Origin of the sequence: Campylobacter sp. BCW_6889 (assembly GCF_001762535.1) — a bacterium.
Lineage (GTDB): Bacteria > Campylobacterota > Campylobacteria > Campylobacterales > Campylobacteraceae > Campylobacter_D > Campylobacter_D jejuni.
This window is the reverse complement of record NZ_MJWZ01000076.1, coordinates 1-23498: the sequence shown is the minus strand read 5'-3', so window position 1 is coordinate 23498 and position 23498 is coordinate 1. Positions and strand designations below refer to the sequence as shown.

At 30.3% G+C, this 23498-nt stretch carries 13 protein-coding genes; 4 read left to right on the top strand and 9 right to left on the bottom strand.

Annotated features, from left to right (window positions below; translation table 11 throughout):
• Nucleotides 1–78 precede the first annotated feature (78 nt).
• Nucleotides 79–1122, top strand: a complete 1044-nt coding sequence (locus tag AJ939_RS08530) for a c-type cytochrome (protein ID WP_070276099.1) — start codon at nucleotides 79–81, stop codon at nucleotides 1120–1122.
• A 23-nt stretch (nucleotides 1123–1145) separates the two neighbouring features.
• On the opposite strand, the gene AJ939_RS08525 is transcribed toward AJ939_RS08530, so the two are convergent.
• On the bottom strand, nucleotides 1146–2495 hold the full coding sequence (locus AJ939_RS08525) for a DUF2130 domain-containing protein (protein ID WP_070276098.1): 1350 nt from the start codon (nucleotides 2493–2495) through the stop codon (nucleotides 1146–1148).
• Nucleotides 2496–2599: 104 nt separating this feature from the next.
• Here AJ939_RS08525 and AJ939_RS08520 point away from each other — a divergent pair, with 104 nt between their 5' ends.
• Both AJ939_RS08520 and AJ939_RS08515 read left to right on the top strand, forming a co-directional pair.
• Nucleotides 2600–3805, top strand: a complete 1206-nt coding sequence (locus AJ939_RS08520; RefSeq protein ID WP_070276097.1) for a multidrug effflux MFS transporter — start codon at nucleotides 2600–2602, stop codon at nucleotides 3803–3805.
• Nucleotides 3792–4493: an SIMPL domain-containing protein gene (locus AJ939_RS08515; RefSeq protein ID WP_002868973.1), complete on the top strand. Its 702-nt coding sequence runs from the start codon at nucleotides 3792–3794 to the stop codon at nucleotides 4491–4493. The genes AJ939_RS08520 and AJ939_RS08515 overlap by 14 nt, the downstream gene beginning before the upstream one ends.
• A 28-nt stretch (nucleotides 4494–4521) precedes the next feature.
• On the opposite strand, the gene AJ939_RS08510 is transcribed toward AJ939_RS08515, so the two are convergent.
• From AJ939_RS08510 to AJ939_RS08495, 4 genes are read right to left on the bottom strand one after another with little or no spacing between them, the layout of a single operon-like run.
• The gene (locus tag AJ939_RS08510; protein WP_070276096.1) at nucleotides 4522–6063 is read right to left on the bottom strand and encodes a pentapeptide repeat-containing protein; all 1542 of its coding nucleotides are present in this window, start codon (nucleotides 6061–6063) and stop codon (nucleotides 4522–4524) included.
• Nucleotides 6064–6094: 31 nt separating this feature from the next.
• Nucleotides 6095–8494: a hypothetical protein gene (locus tag AJ939_RS08505; protein ID WP_070276095.1), complete on the bottom strand. Its 2400-nt coding sequence runs from the start codon at nucleotides 8492–8494 to the stop codon at nucleotides 6095–6097.
• A 19-nt stretch (nucleotides 8495–8513) separates the two neighbouring features.
• A complete protein-coding gene (locus tag AJ939_RS08500) occupies nucleotides 8514–9911 on the bottom strand; it encodes a hypothetical protein (RefSeq protein ID WP_070276094.1) in 1398 nt (465 codons plus the stop codon).
• A complete protein-coding gene (locus AJ939_RS08495; RefSeq protein ID WP_070283448.1) occupies nucleotides 9911–13690 on the bottom strand; it encodes a class I SAM-dependent DNA methyltransferase in 3780 nt (1259 codons plus the stop codon). The genes AJ939_RS08500 and AJ939_RS08495 overlap by 1 nt, the downstream gene beginning before the upstream one ends.
• 229 nt (nucleotides 13691–13919) lie before the next feature.
• On the opposite strand from AJ939_RS08495, the gene ggt reads away from it, so the two are divergent.
• Nucleotides 13920–15590, top strand: a complete 1671-nt coding sequence (ggt, locus tag AJ939_RS08490; protein WP_070276093.1) for a gamma-glutamyltransferase — start codon at nucleotides 13920–13922, stop codon at nucleotides 15588–15590.
• 34 nt (nucleotides 15591–15624) lie between these two features.
• On the opposite strand, the gene ccsA is transcribed toward ggt, so the two are convergent.
• From ccsA to AJ939_RS08470, 4 genes are read right to left on the bottom strand one after another with little or no spacing between them, the layout of a single operon-like run.
• Entirely contained in the window at nucleotides 15625–18330 is a 2706-nt protein-coding gene (gene ccsA, locus AJ939_RS08485; RefSeq protein ID WP_070276092.1) for a cytochrome c biogenesis protein CcsA, read from the bottom strand.
• Nucleotides 18323–18907, bottom strand: coding sequence for a SoxW family protein (locus AJ939_RS08480; protein WP_002854502.1), 585 nt, complete (start codon nucleotides 18905–18907; stop codon nucleotides 18323–18325). The genes ccsA and AJ939_RS08480 overlap by 8 nt, the downstream gene beginning before the upstream one ends.
• A 43-nt stretch (nucleotides 18908–18950) precedes the next feature.
• Nucleotides 18951–21020: a rhodanese-like domain-containing protein gene (locus AJ939_RS08475; RefSeq protein WP_002860875.1), complete on the bottom strand. Its 2070-nt coding sequence runs from the start codon at nucleotides 21018–21020 to the stop codon at nucleotides 18951–18953.
• A 40-nt stretch (nucleotides 21021–21060) separates the two neighbouring features.
• Nucleotides 21061–23031, bottom strand: a complete 1971-nt coding sequence (locus tag AJ939_RS08470) for a cytochrome c3 family protein (RefSeq protein ID WP_070276091.1) — start codon at nucleotides 23029–23031, stop codon at nucleotides 21061–21063.
• Between the last annotated feature and the right edge of the window lie 467 nt (nucleotides 23032–23498).

The following is a 23498-nucleotide window of genomic DNA, read 5'->3' as shown; positions in this document are numbered from 1 at the left end:
ATTATTCTTATTATGCTTAATATTTAAGAAAAAATACACTAAAATCAATTTGAACTACAAATAAAAAGGAGGAAAATCATGAAAAAACACATTTTATTGCTTGGCTTATGTCTTAGTTTGAGTCTTAGTGCTAAAAGCGTAAGTGATTACAAAGTAGGAGAAGAATTAAGCGACAAGGAAGGAGTAGAGTACTTTAAGGAACTTTCCAAAAGACCTGTACAAGAATGGCCAAATAAAAATTTAAGCATCAATGATGTTCCAAAAGGCAAGCAAGGGGATTTAATCCGTTATGGCATAGAGCTTTTAGGCAAGACAGAAAGTACTCTAGGACCCTATAGCAAGCTAAAAAAGACAAGCAACGAAGTAAACTGTATTTCCTGTCACATGGACAATGATGGCAATGGTTTGCCAGGGACAAAAAAATATGTTATTCCATTTTTAAATGTCCTAAACAATTATCCAAGACTTGACATAGAAACGATGAAAATCATCTCCGTTGAAGATAGAATTCGCGGAATGGGCGGAACTGACTCTCATAGATTTCCTAATGATTCTAAAGAAATGAAAGCAATTTTAGCTTATTTTAAATGGCTAAAAGAAGCCTATGGTATCAAAGACGGCGTAAAGCTTGAAGGAGATTTTTTTGCTAAGATGAATTTTCCAAATCGCCCAGCTGACCCTGTGCGTGGAAAAAAACTCTTTGAAGAAAATTGCGTTTCTTGTCATGGCGAAAGAGGACTTGGAGTAAAAAATGATAATTACGAACAAGGTAGCGGACATTTATATCCATCTTTACTTATCTATCCTGATGGTGGACACATGGCTATGATACCATTTTTAGCAAGATTTTTAAAATCAGCCATGCCTTTTGGTGCGAGTGCAGATAATCCTATATTAAGTGATGAAGATGCACTAGATATAGCAGCTTATGTCAATACAGGTTTTGTAAGAATGCCTATAACCACTACAGAAAATCGTGCAGGACTTGATACAGCTTATAGCAAATCCCCATCATTAAAACCTGAGTATTTTGCCTCACCACAACAAAATTTAGACCCTAAAGAATACATAAAAGTAAAATACGGACCTTGGAAAAATCCAAATCACTTCCCAGGAGAATGATTAATTTTGGGCTTAGCCCAAAATTAATCCTCATCTTTGGCTAAATTTTCAAGACTTTTAATCCCTTCTTCGCCTATCAAATTTCCACCTTGTAAGTCGCTAAATATCGCATTTAAAGAACTCACTATGGCAGTGGAATTAAAACTTAGATTTTCTATAGCTCTTTCTCTTTTTTTCCATATATTTTGTAAAGCCCTTTTTTCAGCTTCTAACTCTTCTTTCATATTTTGGTAAGTTTTGAGTATAAAAGTGATTTGCGTGTTAAATTCCTTAGAATTTAAGTATTCGTATAAAATGTGATTTTTTTCATCTTTGTTTTGCAAGGCATTTTTGAGTTTGTAAGCGTTTATAATGCTTTCTCTAAGCACTGCTAAAACACCTTTGAATTCATTAAAAGTACAGATCAAAATTCCTTCTTTAAAATGCGTTTTTTCTTTATCTTTTGGCATAGTTTTTGTGATCAAAACCGCTATATCACTTTTTGCAGCTATGCTATCTAGTTTAAGCTTATCCAGCCATTCTTTATTAAATTCTTTAGTGCGTTTGCTCTCATACAAAATACTTCCACAAATATTTCCAAAATTATCCTTTACTATATGCAGACAATCAGCTCCATTTACGCCCTTTGGCACTTCTTTTACTTCATCACTTAAATACTCACTTTGTATGTATTCTTCTATGAGTAGTTCAGCTGCTTCGCCTTGGAGTTGCTGTGAGCCTTGTTCTATCCTGCGTTGTGCGTCTTCTAGCTTTTGGGCTACGCTTTTAAAATTCGTTTCTAGTTCTTTGTATTTAAGATCTTGCTCTTGAGTGCTTTTTTGAAATTCAAGACGCATTTTTTCTCTTTCAAATTCCAAATTTTTGCTTTCTTGTTCTTTAAATTCTTTAAAGGCCTCTTCTTTGGCTTGAAATTTCAATCTTTCTTCATTTTCTTTTTGCTCTCTTTTTAGTCTTTCATTTTCAGCCTTTATGCTTAAAAACTCGCTAAGTTCTTTGCTTTTTTTCTCGAGTTCTTCTTGCATGATTTTCATTTCATTTTCATGCTCTTTGTTAAATTTCTCGCTGAATTCTTTTTGGAAATTTTGCTTTTGTGTGAGAAGTTCTTGTTCAAATTTTTGCTTTTCTAAAAGAAGCTTTTGGCTTACTTGCTCGCTTATGAGTTTTTCTTGTTCTATCTTTTGAGCTTTTAAATCATTTAAAGCTTTGGTGTATTCAGCTCTTTTAGCATTTACCTCATCATCAAATTCTTTTTTTTGTTTTAGCATTTCTTGCTTAGCTTTATCTAAAATTTGAGCATATAAAGCAGTGCTGATATCGATAAAACTTCCACAACTTGGGCATTTGATTTGTTCATTTTGGTTTAAATTTTGCATAAAAAATTTCCTTAGAATTTTTCTCTAAATTTAACATAGAAAAACAAAGATTATTCTAAGATTGACTTGTTAAAATCATTCTTTTAGAATAATTAGGATTACAAATGCAAAAACACACCAAAATTCACGGCTTTGCCAAATTTAAACTTATCATTATCCTTGCTTTGATGTCAAGCATAGCACCACTTTCTACAGATATGTATTTGCCTGCACTTTCTCATGTGGAGCAAAGTTTTCAAACTAATTCTTTTTTAACCCAACTTAGTATCGCAAGTTTTTTTATCGCTTTTGCTTTAGGACAGCTTATATATGGGCCTTTAAGTGATATTTTTGGGCGTAAAATTCCAGCTTTGGTGGGGATATTTTTCTTCATCATTTCGAGTTTGTTTTGTGTGATTATCGATGATATTTATGCTTTTATCGCTTTGAGATTTTTTGAAGCACTTGGGGGATGTGCAGGTGTGGTTATCGCAAGGGCTATTGTCAATGACTTGTTTGAGATCAAAGAAGCTGCAGGAATTTTTGCTTTGATGATGGTTTTTAGTTCTCTTGCTCCTATGCTTTCGCCAACTTTTGGGGGAATTTTGCTAGAGTATTTTTCATGGCATAGTATTTTTGCGACTTTGTTTGCTTTGGGAATTTTGCTTTTTTTGATGATACTTTTTGGCTTAAAAGAGTCCGCACCTCATCTTAAAAACAAAAAATTTTCCCATCATGAAGCGATGAAAAGCTACAAATTTGTTTTAAGCGATAAACGCTTTTTGGTTTATATACTATGTGCTTCTTTTGCTTTGGCGGCGATGTTTGCTTATATCACAGGATCAAGCTTTGTTTTTACGCAGTTTTTTGGCTTAAGTGAGCAAAAATTTGCCTTGCTTTTTGGGGCAAATGCTTTAGGTTTTGTCATCTGTGCAAATATAAATGCGAGATTGGTTTTAAAATACGAAAGCGAAAAAATTTTGGCAAAAGCTTTGATAATAATGTTTATATCGACTGTGATTTTACTTGTAAATGCCTTTTTTCATCCAAATTTCCTGCTTTTTGAACTTAGTATTTTTACAAGTATCGCTATGCTTGGCTTCATCGCACCCAATACCACGACTTTGGCTATGGCAAGGTTTAAAGAACATAGCGGAACTGCTTCTGCGGTGCTTGGAACGGTGCAATTTGGTTTTGCAGGTTTTATCTCCTTCGTGGTTGGGGCTATTAACGCAAATACGCCGATAATCCTTGCTTTTGTAATGTGTGCTTGTGTGTTGGTTGCTAATGGAGTGTATTTTTTAACTAGGAGAAAAAATGAAAACAAATAATATCTTTATGGCTTTAGCCATAGTTTTGGCAAGTTTGATTCTAGCTTTTGGATTTAACAAGGCTTTAAGTGATTTTAAAACTCTTGAAAGAAGTGTAAGTGTAAAGGGTTTAAGCCAAAAAGAAGTCGAAGCAGATACTTTGATACTTCCTATAAAATTCACAAGATCAAACAATAATCTTACAAATTTATACGAAGAACTAGAACAAGATAAAGAAAATATCATCAAATTTTTAAAAGAACAAGGCGTAAAAGAAGATGAGATCAGCTACAACTCGCCAAATATCATAGATCGTTTAAGCGATCCTTATGGCAACGACACTCAAGCTACATACCGATACATAGGCACTGCGAATTTACTCATCTACACGCAAAATGTAAAGCTTGGAAAAAGCATACTAGAAAACATTTCAAGTCTTGCAAAATTTGGCATAGTAACGAAAATCGATAATTATGACATAGAATACCTTTACACCAAGCTAAATGATATAAAACCTCAAATGATAGAAGAAGCAACGCTCAATGCTAGAAATGCAGCGATAAAATTCGCACAAGATTCAAACAGCCATCTAGGCAAGATAAAAAAGGCTTCTCAAGGGCAATTTAGCATCAGCAACAGGGATAAAAATACCCCTTACATCAAAACCATAAGAGTGGTTTCTACTATAGAATACTACTTAAAAGATTGATGATAAAATTCAAGCTAAGCTTTAAGGCTTAGCTTGGCACTATGGAATTTTTTCGTGCGGTTTTTTGGAGTGAGAAAAGGACTAAAGCTAAAAGTATGGTATATAGTATGTTTAGCACTATTAAGCTTGGGTAATTAAAAAATTTATCAGATTCGTTTGCGATTTTTCCTATTAAAGGGTGAATTACATTAGGTTGTTTTATGAGCATTATAATAAATACTATATATGAAAAGATAAGCACCACATATCTACCAAAAAACAAAGATTTGGTATAAACTAAACAAATATATAAACTAACAAACAAAGTATTTATAAGTAATGAATATCCAAAGTCTTTACCTAAATTTAAAAAAAATCCAAATAATGAAAATAACACATAAAAAACACAAGGGATAAAGGATGCGAACAATAAGCTTTTAATCAAATTCAAAAAATCACCAATGATATATATAAAATTTATGTTTTGTTTTTTTGAAACATTGTTTTTCTTTTCATATGAATCTAATTTACAAACAAAAAAACCACATCCAAAAACTACAAAAATAGCACTTATGATATCAAAATAAAGCCTAAATTTATCAAAAAATCCAAATAAAGTTAAAATCGCTCTTGTATCTTCTAGTTTATCATCGTGAAGCCAAGTAAAACCAAAAACAAACAAAGCATACAAAGCAATTAATAATATAAGATTATTAAAAACCTTTAAAAAGTCTGTATGATGATCACAAAGCTTTCTATAAAATCCTAAAAGTAAAAAATCCACAAAATCCCGAATTCTCGAAACATTTTTTTCTAAATCTGTCGTATTTTTTACATTCTCACCTTTTTTATCCCAATTTTGTTTTAGCTCTATCTCTTTACAATAAAGCTCGTATTTATGAAAATTTGAAGCATCTAAGGCATTGTTATCTTTTATCAAAGCACTTTTAAAAGTCCTAAAAGAATCTCTAAAATCATTTGCAAATTTATCTAAGGATTTTTGATCTTCTTCTTTTTTATTTTTATTAAACTCTTCATATTCTTGTTCAATTTTTTCTTCTAAATTAGAAAAAGTAAAATTTAATTTTGTATTAACTATATTTAAATTTTCATTGAAAATTGCTTGTGAAAAATCTAAACCTTTAAAAGTAGAATTATAAAAAGTTACATTTTTTTCAAAATGGCTTTTTTTGAAACTAGCATAATTATAAAAATTTCTTTCAAAATTAGACGAATTACAAAATGTATTTGCCTCAAAATAAAAATTTTTATTAAAACGACAATAAGCTATAACCACATTGCTTTTAAATTTGATATTATATGAAATAACATTTTCTTCAAAAGTACAACCATAGATATAAACTGGATTTTCTATCTCGAAAAAACCAGGAGCTTCGTTTATTTCACATAAAAATTTGCAATTGAAAAATGATAATTTATACTCATTAAATAATTTAAAACTAAAATTCTTTATAACAGCACCATTGATTTGTATGGATTGTAATCTAGCATTATGGGCAACACATTTATTGTCTATTTTTAAATAATTAGCTAGTTCTAAAATCTTGTCATTGATTTGTGTATTTGTCATTTTTAACCTTTCATTTTTTTATTACATCATTTTAACTTGGCACTATGGAATTTTTTCGTGCGGTTTTTTGGAGTGAGAATATACAAAGCAAAAGTATAATGCTATATAAAACACTAGTGGATTTTATGGCGTTTTGGATAATTTCATCTTGATTTATCACTTCCAAAATCCCTTCAAAACTTGATTTAAATTTCAAAAGAGCCAAAACACTTTTTAACCTATCCTGACTATCTTTTTGTTCAAAAAGAGCCATTTGCTCAGGTGATAGTTTTTCAGATATAGAAAAAAATCTTTTTATGATACATAAAATATCTATTCCTTGAATAAAATTTAATTTTAAAATTTGATTGAGTTGAACAGATACAACGCTATTGTTGTTTTTATTGTCTATCTCTTCTATAATATTTTTTAAATTTGATGTGTTATTTTCTAACTCATTTAAAACATTTTTATAATCACTTTCATATTTATCATCATATACTTTCAAAATTTCTTTTAATTTTTCTTTATTTGCCATTATCAGAGTTTTAGCTGAATTTAACTCTGTAAAAGAAATGTTTTGATCTTTTAAATAGAGATTAAAATCATTTTGCAATATGCTTGCTAGATTTACAATAGCACTAACATTTAAATCATTTAAACTTTTTTCAAATTGACTTTCATAAAGCTTATCTGATGAAAAAATTCCTGCAAAAGGATTTATGAGTTGTGGTTTTATAACAACAACCATAACCAAAAAGAAATAAACAAGCCAATGAAAACAATAAGATATAAAAGAAATTGAGTTTATACAAGGATACAAATAAATCAAAACAATCACCAACAAACAATAAAAGAGCAACGCAAATATAATATCACTAAATGAATTCAATAAAGTTGTGTATTGTATTAATAACAAAGCTATTAAAAATGATAAAAAAGTAAATGAGATTAATTTTATATTTTTTATCTTTTGTTTTTTAAATCCTAGATGCACAATTGTTATAACCAAAATAGGAAGAAGAAACGCTCCAAGAAACCAAAAATTAGTTTGTTTATCAATGTGATAACTTAAGTAAGTAATCAAGCAAACCAACAAACCAAACACAACAATATTTAAACTAGTAAAATTAATAATTCTAGGCAAATTTGTGTGATGAAGACTTGTAACCCTGTAAATCCACAATAACAATACACTAAAAGTAAGATTAATAGAATTTTTATCTTCTGATTTAGCAGCAATAAACGGCTTATTCTTCTCTTTATAACAACTTTCTACTTCAAATAACAATTCTCTCTCTTTCGCATAAAGCTCTAACTTGTGCCATTCTTGAGCTTCTAAGGTATTATTTTGAGTGATTAAAACATCTTTTATGACTCTGAAAGAATCTTTTAAATGTTTGGCACATTTTAATTTACAATTATTATCACGCTGTTCTTCTGTTATTTCTTGTTTATTTTCACACGTCTCATCTTGATAATTATCTTCTATATATTTCTCCACTGATTTAAAATCTAGCTTATCTATATCAACATTGATTAAATTTGCAGCTTTTTGCTCTTTAAAATAACAAGCACTGAAATTTGGAATCTTATGAAGCTTTACTCCATAAAAACAAGCTATTTTTTCAAATTCGCATTCGTGAAAATCAGCATAACTATAAAATTCAGAATTATTAAAATAAGCATTATCTTCAAAATGGGCATTTGAAAAATTTAATTTAATATTTTCATTGTTTTTGTTTCCAAAAACAGAATCCATAAAATAACATCTATTTTTAAATTTATTTTTCCACAAATTTATTTTTTCTATAGCACAGTTTTTTATAAAAAGATATCCTTCAAATTTGTTTTCTTGTAAATCTAAGGATGTGATTTTTTTATCTTGATTATCATGGCAATCTCGAAAAACTAAATGGCTTGAAAAAATATTACTATACATACGTATTTTTCTTTTAAATTTACACTGATTAAAAGTTAATGTTTTTTCAAAAATAATATTTTTCAAATTTAATGTTTTTTCAAAAGTACAATTGTAAAAGTATAATTTGGTTTTAACAATGCGATTATTCTCTGATTGCTTGTCATTTAAGCTAATATTACATTCGCTAAAAATAATATTACACTGGGCAATAGCATTGTTCATATTATCACATAATGAAGATAAGTCTAGTGTTGCCTTGCAAACCAAATACCATTTTTCATCACTAGAAAATAAATCATCCCTTTGCCTAAAGTCTTCTTTTTCTTTTATTTTTTTTATTGCTTCTTGTTCTGTATCCTTAGCATCTAGAATAAATATATATCGTTTATCTATAGATAAAACTTTGGACAATTCCTCTTTGATATCAGCAGTTTCTTTGCCATCACTTTCACTCTTATGATTTTGATGTGTTTTTTCGCAACATTTTTCTAAGGTATTAAGTATTTTTTCAAGTGTTTCTTTCATCATTTAATCCTTTCTATCTTTTTTAACTTGGCACTATGGAATTTTTCCTAATTGTCTTTATAAAAGAAAATGCAACAAAACCAAAAACGATTGTATAAATTCCACCAAACACACTAAGCGGATCTAACATAGCTCTTTTATCTGTAAAAATTCCCATAGCGGGGATAAGAATTTTTGGTGAAACCGCTAGAACCAAAAGAGTTATCACATAAGATATGATTATAAAAAATTCTCTCATATATTTTAGACATAAAGCAAATCCAACTAAAATCAAATAACCAAAAAGCATTACAAGATTTACTGTTGCCACAAACAAATAATTATCCTGTATGATAGAATTTATATGATGATTATAAAAATCCAATGAAAAATACCAATGCTCCAAAATAGGCTTATATCCAAGACTATAGTTAAAACCAACAACCATCGCAACGCTTGATATCACAAAAATCCCTATTACCAAAATAAGTGAATTTAAACTTTGTAAAATATCCGTATGATGATCACAAAGCTTGCAATAAAAGATAAGTTGCCATCTATCCACCACATCTTTAAATGTTTTGCCTTTTTTATTTTTTAATTCTATTTCTTTACAATAAAGCTCGTATTTATGAAAATTTGAAGCGTCTAAAAGATTATTATCTTTTATCAAAGCATTTTTAAAAATCCTAAAAGAATCTCTAAAATCATTTGCAAATTTATCTAAGGATTTTTGATCTTCTTCTTTTTTATTTTTATTAATTTCTTTATATTGTTCATTGATTTTATTTTCTAAATTTTCAAAATCAAAATTTAAATTTGCATTGACAGCATTTAAACTGCCTTTTATAGTATTTTGAAAAAATACAAAAGAATTAAATTTTGCTTCATAAAAAGATAAATTTTCAAATGAATTTTTAAAAAATATACACTCATTACTAAAGCTATTATAATTAAAATAAGCTTCTTTGCTAAATAAATTATTACTTACACTAATATTTTGTATAGTATTTTCTTCGAATTTAAAATTTAAAATTTTATTTTCAAAAATACTTACATCTTTAAAAATATTTTTACAAACATTTATTTTATATATTTCTTTTTTTACCCAAAAAATACCAAAATCTTGTTCAAAAATACTATCTTGAATTGAAATATATCCATCAAAATTATTTCTTATTATAAAACTGCTTTCAAAACAACACATTTTAAATTCTAAAGATTTTATTGTAATTTCTAAAATTAAATTTGGTATTGTACATCTATAAAAATACAAATTATATTCTTGGAAAACTTTAATATTATCAGCAATAACAGCAGGTATAACGCAATCATTTATTTGGAATAAATCAGAATATTCTATATATGATATTTTATCTTTTTGTATATTTAGTTTTTCAGCTATGTCTGCTATTGCTTGTTCTTTGTCAAATTCTTCCATTATTTCCCTTCTATGATTTTTATCTCATCTTCGGTTAAGTTATAGAGTTTATAAACCAAAGAATTGATTTTGTTTTCTAGTTCTTGGGTGTTTGTGTTTTTGTCTTGTTCTTTGGCTTGTTCTTTGGCTTGTTCTTTGGCTTGTTCTTTGGCTTTTAGAATTTCATCGACTAAATTTATAAGCTCATCGGCTAATTTTTCATTTTTAGAATTTATTTTTGGTATAGGAAGTTTTTCTACAAATATTTTACTCATTTCATAACCACTAACACCTAATTTCGCTCCAATTTGCTTAAAATAATAAAAATTAACGTTAGAATTTAGCAATGCCGTTAAATATAATAATTCTTTTTTATTATTTGATTGATGAGATAAGATGAAACATTTTTGATTTAACAAAAAGAATTCATTGTCAAAAAACGCTATAAATTCCTTATTCATATTTGGATACACTATCTTTTCCCTTTCAAATTCTTCATAATAAGCGATATTGTCTTGAGTTTCAAACCATTTATTGCTAGTTTTCTTTCTACAACCTTTTTCTCCGCTTTGTTCTATGCGTGGTAAAAATTGAGATAAATATTGCTTTAAAGCAGGATATTGTTCTATATCGATTTTTAAACTTGGAAAAGTTCCTATCACCCAAAGTCCTGCCCACTCGTAACTATATCTTTTTATATCTCTACCGCGTAGCATTTTGCGTATGAGTTTAGCGGTGCGTTCTTTTTCGGCTTCATCTTTGCAATTTGCTAAAATTTCATTTCTTTTTTCAGTAGTGATGATAAAGGCTTCATTATAGCCTGTTAAAATTCCACGATATATATTAAGCCCATACCATTCTTTAAGCGGAGTTCCTATGCGTTCTATCTTGGCCTTTAAGGCACTGGTATTCTCATCGCTAAAAGTGAAGCTTTCTTTGCTTAAAGAATTTTGTGAAAATTCTGCATAGTCCTTATATAAGCCAATGTCATAAGCACAAGTTTTTAAAATTTCATTGCTTAGGGCAAGGTATTTGAATTTATTATCTTTGCTTTTTGATTTTTCAAAACAAAGTATGGAAGTATCCACTGTAGCACTATCAAAAACTTTTATGCCGTTTAAATCAGTGTATTCTAAAAACTTAACATTTTTAAGCAAAAATTCACGCAAAGCTTCCCCATATCCTGCACGCGTGTATTTGTTAGAAGTGATATAGCTCAATACCCCCCCCCTATCTTTTAAAACATTAAATCCTAGTTCATAAAAATAAGTATAAATATCGCTCGTGCCTTTATAAACCTTATAATTTTTAGCTAAATGAGGCTTGAGTTCTTTAAGCTCTTCTTGTCTTATATAAGGCGGATTGCCGATGATGAGATCAAAGCCTTTGAAATTTCCATCATCGTCCAAAATTTCAGGGAATTCAAAACGCCATTCAAAAGGATGTGATTTTTCTAGTTCGAAAATACGCTCATAAAGCTCTAAAAGATTTTTAAATTCTTTTCTTGCTACTTTTTCATCAAAACTGAATTCAAACATATTTTTAGAAAAAAAGCTTTTAAATTTTTCATCGTGATGTTCATTGGCTAAAAAATCGCCGTATTTTTTAGAATACTCGTTTGCCCCATTTGTGAGCTGTTTGATCTCTTTGTTAAATTTATCTTTCAAACAAAAATTTTTAAAGCTTTCTTGGAGATTTTTTATTTCCTTGGCAATGAGATTTTTATCTGTGTAAAAGCCTTCTTTATAGTCTTTTACTATGCGTTTATATTTGCTCATACGTTCTTTGATGTTAGGGTAGTGGCTTAGACTTTTGCCTGTTTCAAAGTAAGATACCAAAGAATTTCCGCATTTTATGTTTATATCGATGTTTGGCAATGTTTTAAGATCGTGATAAGTTTCATCATCAAAGCTTTGATAAAAACTATGTTTTAAAAGCTCTATCCAAAGCCTTAGCTTGGTGATCTCGCAAGAGTTGGGATTGATATCGACACCAAAAAGATTGTTTTCTATGATGTCTTTTTTGGTATGAAAAAGTTCTTGCTGGATAAGATGGGCTTTATCTTTAGGCGTACTTGGGCGTTTATACTCTATAAACTCGCCTTTTCTACCCGTGATGAGAATTTCATCGTTTTGCACTTCTAGGTAAAACTCTTCATCAAAAAGATTTAGCTCATCATAAATGCTTAGCATAACATTTAAAGCAGAAACCAAAAAATGCCCGCTTCCTACTGCAGGATCGCAAATTTTTATAGAGTTTAAAAGCTCTTTTTGTGCTTTTTTGTCTTCTTTTCTTAAAGACTTTCTTAGTACGCTTATATTTTTAGCATCAAGATCAAATTGAGCGTTGAATTTATCAAGCACAACTTTTGTGATGCTTTCTTTACACATATAAGAAGTGATAAAGCTTGGCGTGTAAAAGCTCCCTTCTTTGTAGCCATTGAGTTTTTCAAACACATTTCCTAAAACGCTTGAGCTTATGAGTTCTTTTTGACTTAAAATTTCGCTTTGCTCATCATCGCTACCAAAATCAAAGCTATCCAAAAATTCAAACAAGTATTCCAAAAGCCCCACTTGTCCTTTTTTAGCCTTGCATTTATCATCTTTTAACACGGTGTTTTTATAGTAAAAAAGCTTTAAGTCATTGCTTAAGCTTGAAATTTCAAGTGTGTTTTCTATGCTTTGTTTTTCAAACAAAGAAGAATTTAAATAAGGCAGATAAGCAAATTCGCTTTTCTTTCTTGTGCTTTTTTCTTTGGCTAAAACTTCAAAGAAAAGTTCACTAAGCTTGTCAAAATCAGGGATTTTTTTGAAATTTAAAAATTTCAAATTTTTATCATCATTAAAACGCACCAAATTTGACTCTATAAGCTTTAAAAACAAAATTCGATTAAGCCATAAGATCAAAAGTTTTAAGATGGTTTCAAAATTTTCTTCTTTAAGCTTAGAGTTTATAGCGGTGTAGAAAGTTCCTTGCTCTTCTTTGCTTTCTTCGCTTTTTACGATGATGAGTTTTGAGTTTTGTTTACTCTCATAAAGCCCTAAGATATATAAAAGCTCTTTGTAAAAAGCATTGTTGAGTGAATTTGCATCGTTAGGGTTAAACTCACCTAGCAAACAATCTTTGCTAAAAATTTTAAACAAAGGCTTAAGCTTACTAAAGCTTAACTTATCTTGTTCTAAGATAGGTTTTAAATCCACAAAAAGCCCTTTTAAAGTGCTATCGCCATTTAAAATCTTTTCAAATTCTTGATAAATTTCATCGGTATTGCCTTTAAAAAGCGAGTTTTTGCTTTCAAAATTTTCAAAAGCTTCTTTAAAATACTTGTTTTTGTTAAAAAGCTCTTCAAACAAATCCGCCTTAAAGATAAAAAAGCTATAAAAATCCGTGATGATGATGTGCTTAAGCGATGAATTTAACGCTTTTCTTTCGCGAAGATAGTATAAAATGCACTCATGCAAAGCCTTGCAGTTGGGTTTGCTTGGGCTAAAAAATTCCCTAGAATTAGGCAGTTTTGCTTCGATGATGACTTGAGTAAGACCATCTTTTTTTAAGGCTAAGTCTATACCGCTGTTGCCTTTGTGTATGCTTTTGACTTCGCATTGAAAAGATAAATTTTCAAAAAATTTGCTAAGAGCGTTTGCCACAAGGGAATCTTCGTTGTTTTTGAGATTGTTTTCTAAATTTATTTTGTAGTCTTTTAAAGTTTTGATAAATTCGTTTAGTTCTGTTTCTAAGATAGGCTTTTTGCGGTGGTAGGGATTTAAAAATTCTTTTTCATTTATAGCTTCAAATTTCATATTGCACTTTCAATAAATTTTAAATATTTTAGCAAAAAAATCTCAAGTTTGGTATAAAATTTAAAAGTTACTTTTTGTAATTTTATAAAAAAATAATTATATAAAATGAGAATATTTGATACAAAATTTTAAAATTTTAAATATTTTTATAAAAATATATCATTTTTTAAATTTATCAATACCCCTAGTTTTGTTACAATAATTCTATATATCATTAAAAAGGAGTAAAATGCGTTATTTAGCTATATTTGCGATTTCAATCACGCTAAGTTTTGGTGCAGCTAATCCACCTATACAAGATAGAACGGGCACAGGACTTGTTTTATCAAGTCATGAACTAGCCAATAAAATAGGCAAAGAAGTTCTTGATAAAGGCGGAAATGCCATAGATGCAGCTGTAGCTGTAGGTTATGCTTTGGCTGTAGTGCATCCTGCAGCAGGAAACATAGGTGGTGGTGGCTTTGCAGTCATTCATCTAGCCAATGGAGAAAATACCACGCTTGATTTTAGAGAAATGGCACCTTTAAAAGCAAGCAGAAATATGTATCTTGATAGCAAAGGAGAAGTTATAAAAGATGCTTCAACTATAGGTTATCTAGCTGCTGGAGTACCAGGAACGGTTAAAGGTATGAGTGCTATGCTTGATCGCTACGGCACTATGAAACTAAAAGACTTGATGGCTCCTGCTATAAAACTAGCTGAAAAAGGTTATCTCATCAACGATAGACAAGAACAAACCATGCTAGAAGCTAAAGATATGTTTAAAGAATTTCCTAGTTCAAGCAAATATTTCCTTAAAAAAGATGGCAGCACTTATAAAAGCGGGGATTTATTTGTCCAAAAAGATCTAGCAAAAACTTTAAAACTTATCGCAAAAGAAGGTCCTGATGCTTTTTATAAGGGAAAAATCGCTGATTTAATAGCAACGGATATGGCTAAAAACAAAGGCATTATCACTAAAGAAGATCTAGCACAATACCAAGCTATTTGGAGAAAACCTGTAGAAGGCACTTATAGGGGTTATGATATCATTTCCATGTCGCCACCTAGCAGTGGGGGTGCTCATATCATCGAAATTTTAAATATCATGGAAAATGCCAATATAGAAAATTTAGGCTTTGCAAGCTCTAAAACTTTACACATAATGGCTGAAGCTATGCGTCAAGCTTATGCGGATAGATCAGAATACATGGGTGATCCTGATTTTGTAAAAATCCCACTTGATAAACTTACAAGCAAAGAATACGCCAAAGAAATTTATGCAAAAATTCCAAAAGACAAGGCTTTACCAAGCTCAAAAGTAAAACCTGGTTTAGGACAAATTCACGAAGGACATAATACCACTCATTATTCTGTGCTAGATAGCAAAGGCAATGCTGTAAGCATTACCTATACTATCAATGCGAGTTATGGTTCAGGTGCTGCGATTGAAGGGGCAGGGTTTTTACTCAATGATGAAATGGATGATTTTTCAATCAAACCAGGGGTGCCAAATTTATACGGACTTGTAGGCGGAGAAGCTAATGCTATAGAACCTAAAAAAAGACCTTTAAGCTCTATGAGTCCAACTATCATACTAAAAGATGGAAAAGTATTTATGGTAGTAGGTAGCCCAGGTGGTTCTAGGATCATCACGACAGTTTTACAAGTGATTTCAAATGTGATCGATCATAAAATGGATATATCAACAGCGGTAGAATCTCCAAGATTTCACATGCAGTGGCTACCTGATGAAATCAGAACAGAGCCTTTTGGAATCATCAAAGATGTGCAAAACAATCTTGAAAAAATGGGCTATAAAATCACAAAAGAACCTTATATGGGTGATGTAAATGCTATCATGGTCGATCCAAAAACTGGAAAAATCATAGGCTCTATGGATACAAGAAAAGAATTCTAACTTCTTATTTACCCTTGAAATTTCAAGGGTAAATTTATGCAGGACTTTTAAGTTTTCTTTTAAAAAATGCTCCTAAAATTAAAATCACTGTAAAAGCAATGAAAAAATATAAAAATTTAGGCACAGGCACAGGATCTCCTGCTGCATAAGAATGCAATCCTGAAAGATAGAAATTTACCCCAAAATAAGTCATCAAAATAGAATAAAATCCTATAACACTCGCACTTGCAAAGGCGTAAGGATTGTTAAATTTTGAGATAAATCTAAGATGTAAAATCATAGTATAAACAATAATAGAAATTAAAGCCCAAGTTTCTTTAGAATCCCAACCCCAGTATCTTCCCCAGCTTTCGTTTGCCCAAACTCCACCTAAGAAATTTCCTATAGTGAGTAAAGCAAGTCCTATTATCATCGCCATTTCGTTGATACAATGTAAGTTTAAAATACTTTGATCTATTTGAGCTTTTTTTGGATTTCTTAACATAAATAAAATCAAGCTAAATACTCCAAGCAAAAAGCAAAGTCCTAAAAATCCATAGCTTGCAGTGATGATAGAAACATGGATATTAAGCCAATAGGATTTTAAAACGGGCACAAGATTTGTAATTTGTGGATCCATAAAACCAAGATGTGCTACAAAAAGAGAAATTCCAGCCATAATACTTGCAGTACAAAGTGCTAAAGAAGATCTTTTATAAAAAACAAGTCCCGCAAAAGCACAAGCAAAAGCTATATAAACCATACTTTCATAAGCATTACTCCAAGGAGCGTGATCTCCTACATACCAACGAAAGATTAAAGCTAAAGCATGAGCCAAAACACTTAAAGCAATGAGAATAAAAATGGCATTTTTAAGCATTTTTGGAGCTTTTTTAAGGCTTAAAATTTCATAGACTAATAAGATAAAAAGCATACTACCTAGTAAAAGATAAATAGGGGTGAGATTGTCAAAAATATTATAATGATTTAAAAAAAGCTCTAAAGAAATTTGAGTAGGTGTAGGGATAAGATTTGATCCATAAAAATTTTGGAAATTTTTAAGTCTTTCTAAACTTTCATCGGCTTTAGAAAAATCTTTGGTACTAAGAGCTTGTTCAAAATCAAAAAAATATTTTGCCAATAAGCTTTGTATATTTTCTATATCCTTTAAATCAAAAGGCATAGGTGTAGCAGGAGAATACCAAGTATAGGTTTTTTGGCTTGGATCAGGAAATATTCTAAAAATTTCTCCGCTATAGATATAAAAAGCGGTGTTGATTTTTTCATCAAGAGCTAAAATATCTTTATCAAACTGATCTCTTAGAGCAGGTTTTTTGCGATTTGCTTCTTCTATATAGTTTGAAAGTTTGTAAAAATCTCCATCAAAAACATCATCATAAGCAAGATATTTTTCATTTTTATCTACACCTAAAATTTCTTTTAGCTTTGCAGTTTTTACGCTAATCATTTTTATTTGTCTGAAATGTTGTGGATACATCATCATACCAAGAAAAATTTGATTATAGTTTAAACCTAAAAAATCATTTTTTTTGGTAATCTTATGGATGTAATTCATCGCTAAAGTATCGATAGGTTTTATCCTGCCATCAAAGTCTTGCACAAGTAAGCTTCCAAAAAGCATAGAATGTTTCGCAGAATTTTCTTTGATATTTTGTATAAGCTTTAAGGTATTTTCATCGGCAAAACTTTTTATGTTAAAAGCAAAAAGACAAAAAAGAATTAATAAAAGATTTTTTTGATTTTTAAGATAGTTTGATAATTTTTGAAATCTTGAGTTTTTAGCAAATAAAATCCATAAAAAACCTAAAGTCAGCAAAGTATAGCCTATATAGGTTGGAATTTTTCCAGGATCTTTATTGACTGAAAGTATGGTGCCTTGTTCGTCTTGATCATAAGAACTTTGAAAAAATCTATATCCGCCATAATCTAAAACATTATTCATAAAAATTTTATACTCAAAACTTTTATCTTGATCGATCACTTCGATATCTGAAGCATAAGAAGAAGGACTCATAGAACCTGCGTAGCGATCAAGGATAAAATCTTTTAAAGCCAAAGAAAAAGGCAGTTTAATCTCTTCAGGACCCCAGTTGAGTGCAAAAATTTCACCTCCTAATCTAAAAGGTAAAACATTTTCATTGTTGTAATTTGGAGTGAGTAAAATTTCTTTGCTTTCATTATTAAAAGAAATTTGCATTTTGATGATAGGATTGCTCATTGCATTAGGAGCTTTTTCATAATCAAGTAGTTTTAAATTTATAGTTTTATTTTGCTGCATGGAAACTTTTTTTTCAAAACTATTATGGAGTAAAGGATTAAAAGCTACTCCAAAGGATTGATATTCTATAACCTTACCTTCATCATTATAAAGCATTAAGGCTATAAATTCATCTCTTGTCACAATGATATCAGAACTTTGTCCTTCTCTAATGTGCATACCTCCTTCTATGCCAAAATAACGCGTGATTGCAGCGCCAAGTAAAATTACTATAAAAGCACTATGCAAGAGCAAGGAAGCATATTTTTTTCTTTGTAAAAGTTTGTGTATAAAAATAATACCTATAAGATTGATTAAAAGCAAAAGGTGTAAGATATCAAACCATAAAGCATTATAAACTAAGGCTTTAGCAGCATTTGTGCCAAAATCATTTTCGACAAAAGTCGCTACTGCACAAGAAAGAGCATAGATAAAAAGTAAAATAAGACTCATCCAAAAGGAAAAAAAGATTTTCTTAAACATTTTTCTCCTTGTATGCTAGAAAAAGTGTTTTAAAAAGCTCATCTTCATTAAGCTTTTGATTTTTTTCATCTTTTAAAATTTCCATAGTCAAAGCAAGGCGTTTAGCACTCATAAAACCAGGATAAATTAGTAAAGTTTTATGTTTAGGAGTAAAAAATACCAAAGTAGGCGTAGCGTCTATATTAAATTCTCTTGAAAGTTCTTCTGTGCTTGTTTTTTTATTGTCGTAATTATGAATTTTATGATAACTTGTATTGATATAATAAGAATTATATGTGTTTTTTAAGATATTTTGAACTTCTTTGTTGTTTTGAATTTCGTGTTTTAATTTATCGCAATAAACACAATTATTTGCACTAAAAATAATTAGCACAGGTTTGTCAGAAAAAACAATATTTTGATTGTCTTTAAAAAATTCTGCGATTTCTTTGTAAGAGTTGAGATCAAGATTGTTTGTATCTTGTTTGTATTGTTCTGTAGTTTTTGTTCCTTTGGAAAGAATATTTTCATCTATTTTTTCATCATTACAAGCACAAAATAATAATATTATAAATCCTAAAATCAGTTTTTTTAACATCAAATCCTTTCATTTAAAATTGCCTAGAAAATCTAGGCAATTATTATTTTAATAAATCCACTATAAAAGCATAAATCATCAAGAATAAAAAGATCATTCCTGTAATCAGCATCAAATAACCTGCTAATTTAGCAATGCCTTTATAAGAATTAAATTTAGAGTTTTTCTCATATAAACTTTCAAGCTTTCCGCTTTCTTTTAGGCGTTGATAATACGCATTTCTTTCTTGTTTAATCTCGGCTTCACTTTGGGTTCCTGAGAAAATTACCATATCCATAGGGAAGCGATCTGCTCTAAAATGAGTATTGAAGAAGTGGATTGCAAAGATAAATCCTGTTGCAAGTAAAGCTTCATCAGAATGCACTAAAGAACAAAGATTGATCATCCAACCTGGTAAAAAGGTACTAAAGAAAGTAGGGAACCATAAAACCAATCCTGAAAGTCCTATAACAAACATACCCCAAAATACTGCTAGATAATCAAATTTTTCCCAATAAGTCCAGCGGTCAAATTGTGGTCTTTCGCCCATGCCAAAGAACCATTTAAAATGTGCTTTCATATCTTTAAAGTCTTGCCAATTTGGCATTAAAGAATCAGGTCCAAAAAGGGCTTTTAAAATTTTCATTTTATCAAGTTTTCCTGTTTGTGGATCACGCACTAAATCTCTTCTTTTCCAGTTTACAAGTATGATTTCTCCAATATGAGAGAAAAAGACTATAAACATAACAATAGCACTAATATGATGTACTATGGTTGCACCGATTGGTCCGCCTATAAGATCTATCATGGTTTGTGCCCAAGGAGCGGTATAAAATTTTTGCGGCAAACCCGAGAAAGCAAGTCCTAAGAAACTTGCCGCCATAAAGAAATGCTGAATTTTATGGAAGGTTGAAAAACGTTTGATTAAAACCTTGTCATTGTGTGCATTTTCTTTTGCTTTTTTCCATTCTGCAGGATGTGAAAATCTTGCTAAAATCAGTCTTATACTCCAAAGTAAAGTATGCAAACCAAAGAATACAAAAACTCCTATCACTAAAGCGGTCATAAAGATATAAGCACCGTGAAGTAAAGGATAGTTTTCTCCATCACTATGATCAGCATGTGCAATAAAATTGGCAAAATTTTCATTAGAATTTGGATGACACTGTGCACAAGTTTGAACACGATTTAAAGACGATAGGGTTGAGTTTAAATCTTCAACTTTTAAAATATTGTGTTTGCCGTGACAATCATAACAGGCTGCGATTTTTGGAGCACTACCGGGACTATTTAATACCATAGCCTTACCATGAAAAGTATCATGATAGCGATCTTGTTTATCTTGATGACATTCACCGCATTTAAAATCACTTCTTTGTTTTAAGGTCATTGCATTCATTAACGGATCGTTGTTGTGGATATCATGACAAGTGGTACAAGTTGGAATTTTTTTCTTTTTTCCATCTTTATCAAGTTGTATTTGGCTGATATTTTGATGAATGCTGTGTTTAAATTCTTTATCTATATCTTTATGACAACTTGCACAGTTTTTATTGATAAGATCTAAATTTGCAGCATTATTGTAGCGAATAGATTTTTTATCTTCGCCTTTTCCGTGGCAATCCCTACAACTTGGAACATCTCCAAAATACATTCTTGAATGAATACTATCTTTAAAATCATCTAAATTTTTAGCGTTTTGCCATTTTTCTATTTGTTCTTTTTGAACTTTTCTTCCAGAAAGCACCCAAGATTCTATACCATCTAACATAACATAAACATGGGTATAGCCTAATTTTTGGCTTAAATTTGCAATATTAGAAGCATCAAAAGTAAAACGATTCGACCCATAAAAAATTAAAGTTGCATTAAAATCATCAGGTAATAAATTTTGCCAATTTTGCGCATCAACTAAAACAGCATTAGGTATATTACCTGCAACTTCTCTTTCTTCCTTGGAATTAACATCCACAAAATATACATTTTTTTGCCCTAAAAGTTTTTCAGCATCTTTCATGCTGATAGGAGTTACACCTTCAACTATACCTATTTGAATTTTTCCGTCGGCAAGTAAAAAAGGGGTTGAAAAACAAAAAACAGCAAGCAATATAAATTTTATTAAACTTTGTTTCAAAATTTACTCCTTAAACTCGCCCAAAAAATGGGCGAAAATTTTATTTTAAAATATTTTTAGCTTCTTGTATATAAACCAAAGCCTCATCTACTATTTTTTTGGAGTAAACAGGACCATGCACACCCCAAGAACCATCTTTTTGCAATTTTTCTGTAATAGCCCTTGCTTGATTTGCCAAAGTAATAACACGAGATTTTTTCTCTACAGAAAGTTTAGGATTTTCAGCCATAGCTTTATCAATTTCTTTCACGCCTTTAAGAATATTTTCATATCCATCTTTTACAGGTTTTTGCCAACCTACAACAATGTCGTAGATAGTCTCTTGATCTGTAAAATGAAGTTTTTTAGGTAAATTTGATTGAACCGCACTGTGACATCCACTTGCACCTGACCCCATTAAATTTGGATCACTAAAACTTGTACGTCCACAAGCCCACATTAAATCAAGGAAAAATCTTCCATCATCATCTCTAGCGATGGTCCATCCTGGAGTTTTTGGAGATCTTTCTTTACCTTCTGGCGGATTAAGAGTTTTAGCAGTTTTATCAACTTTTATTTTCCAAATGTGAGAAGCTCTAACATTATCAAATCCACCTTTATCGGGATTTTGAACTGCTCCAAAGTTTTCACAACTCATCATATTTGGCATGTGACAAGCTGTACAATTATCTTTTGAATGAATTCCTCCTTGTTTAAAGAAGCTAGCTTGTGTGTCATGACAATCTGTACAAGTTTTTTTAAGCCCTACTTTAGTATATCCATCTTTCCAATCATTGAAAGTAACCTCATGAGGATCGTGGCAAGTAGAACATCTCATACCCTTATCATAGTGAGCTGAACTATACATTTGCGCACCTTCAGTTCCACAAGCTGGACAGCTAGATTTGAAGAAGGCATTAAATGGTTTTCTAGGATTTTTCTTAGCATCTTCTTCATTATAAGAAAATCTTTGATGACATCTTTCGCAGTTTGATGGCATACCTGCACCTCTAGCACCATAAAGATGAGCACCTGCACCATGACATTCTTCACAAGAAATACCTTTTGAAATTGTATGTTTTCTAAGCTCTTGAGTATTTCCTAAAGCTTTATAAAATTCTTCTTTGCTTTTAAAATCAAATTTAAAACTATGACAGGTTTCACAATAAGAACTTGCAGGCTGAAAAAGCATATTTTTACGATATTGTGCTGCATAAGAATTTGTTCCCCAAACTTGAGAGCCATTACCTCCAAATTGTTCCATAGTAGTAGGGAAACCTGGAGAAAATTCTGCTATTTTTTTGGTCATTTCAGGTGTTAAAAACTCACTCCAAAGCCTTGAGAATTGATTGCCGCCAGCTACAATTTTTCCTGTCATATTACTAAGATTTCCATCTTCAACATGATAAGTTCCACGAACCAACCATCTATCAATAAAACCATATTTTGTTCTAGGTGTTCCAATTACAGCATAGACATCATCAGGATAAATTCCATCTGGTAAAATAGTAGATTGTGAGTTATACATAGGTTTTTTTAAATCATTTCCTACTTCTTCAAACTCATCAGGAAAACGAACGGTTTTTGCATGACGTGATCTTTCCCAAGCTTTATATTGAGCAGGATGACATTCACCACATTTTTTTGGACCTACAAATTTATTTGGAAAATCTAAAAAAGATTCCATTCCTAAACGATAAGTCACTGAAGTATGAGCTAGATTGTTTTGCTGTGCAAAAGTAGGACCATTAGAAAATTCTACATATTCTTCTTCCCTATCACTAATAGCATATTTACCTACTATACGACCTTCTTTTTCATATTTAAACATAGGATGATGTTCTTTAAGATATTTAAAAAACGCATCTTCTTGGTGCACATAACCCTCAAGCGTTCTTGGTTTAGTATCGCCATCTTGTGCAGCTTCTCCTTGAATAAGAACATTTGAATTTTCTGCACTACTCACATTTAAAGCAAATCCCACCCCAAGTAATAGGGTTAAAACCTTTCCCTTAGAAATAAGCTTTTTCATAAGATACACCTTATAAATAAAATTTTTAAGATAATATAATTATGAAATAAATAGTTTAAGATATAAATTATCTTATTTAAATTATATTAACTTTTATATATAAAGTTTATGTTAATTAAACTTAATAATTAATAAAATTAACAATTTCATCGTGAATTTATATATTAATTTCTATTTTTTATTTAAAATTCTATCAATAAACCAAGTAGCCGATCACGCAAACAACTTTTTTAAAAGAACTAAATTTATACAATCCATACAAATATACTTAACTTTCCAAACCCCTAAAAACACCCTATTCTCTTAAAAACCTTAACCAGCAACAAACTCTTTTTTAAACACGATTCTAAGCACCATCTAAAACAACAATAAAAATAAACATAGGATTTATATATAAAGTAAGCAATGAAGACATTTAACAAGTCCGCAATGAGCTACTTTCCCCCTGCCAGTAAGGCGTAGTATCA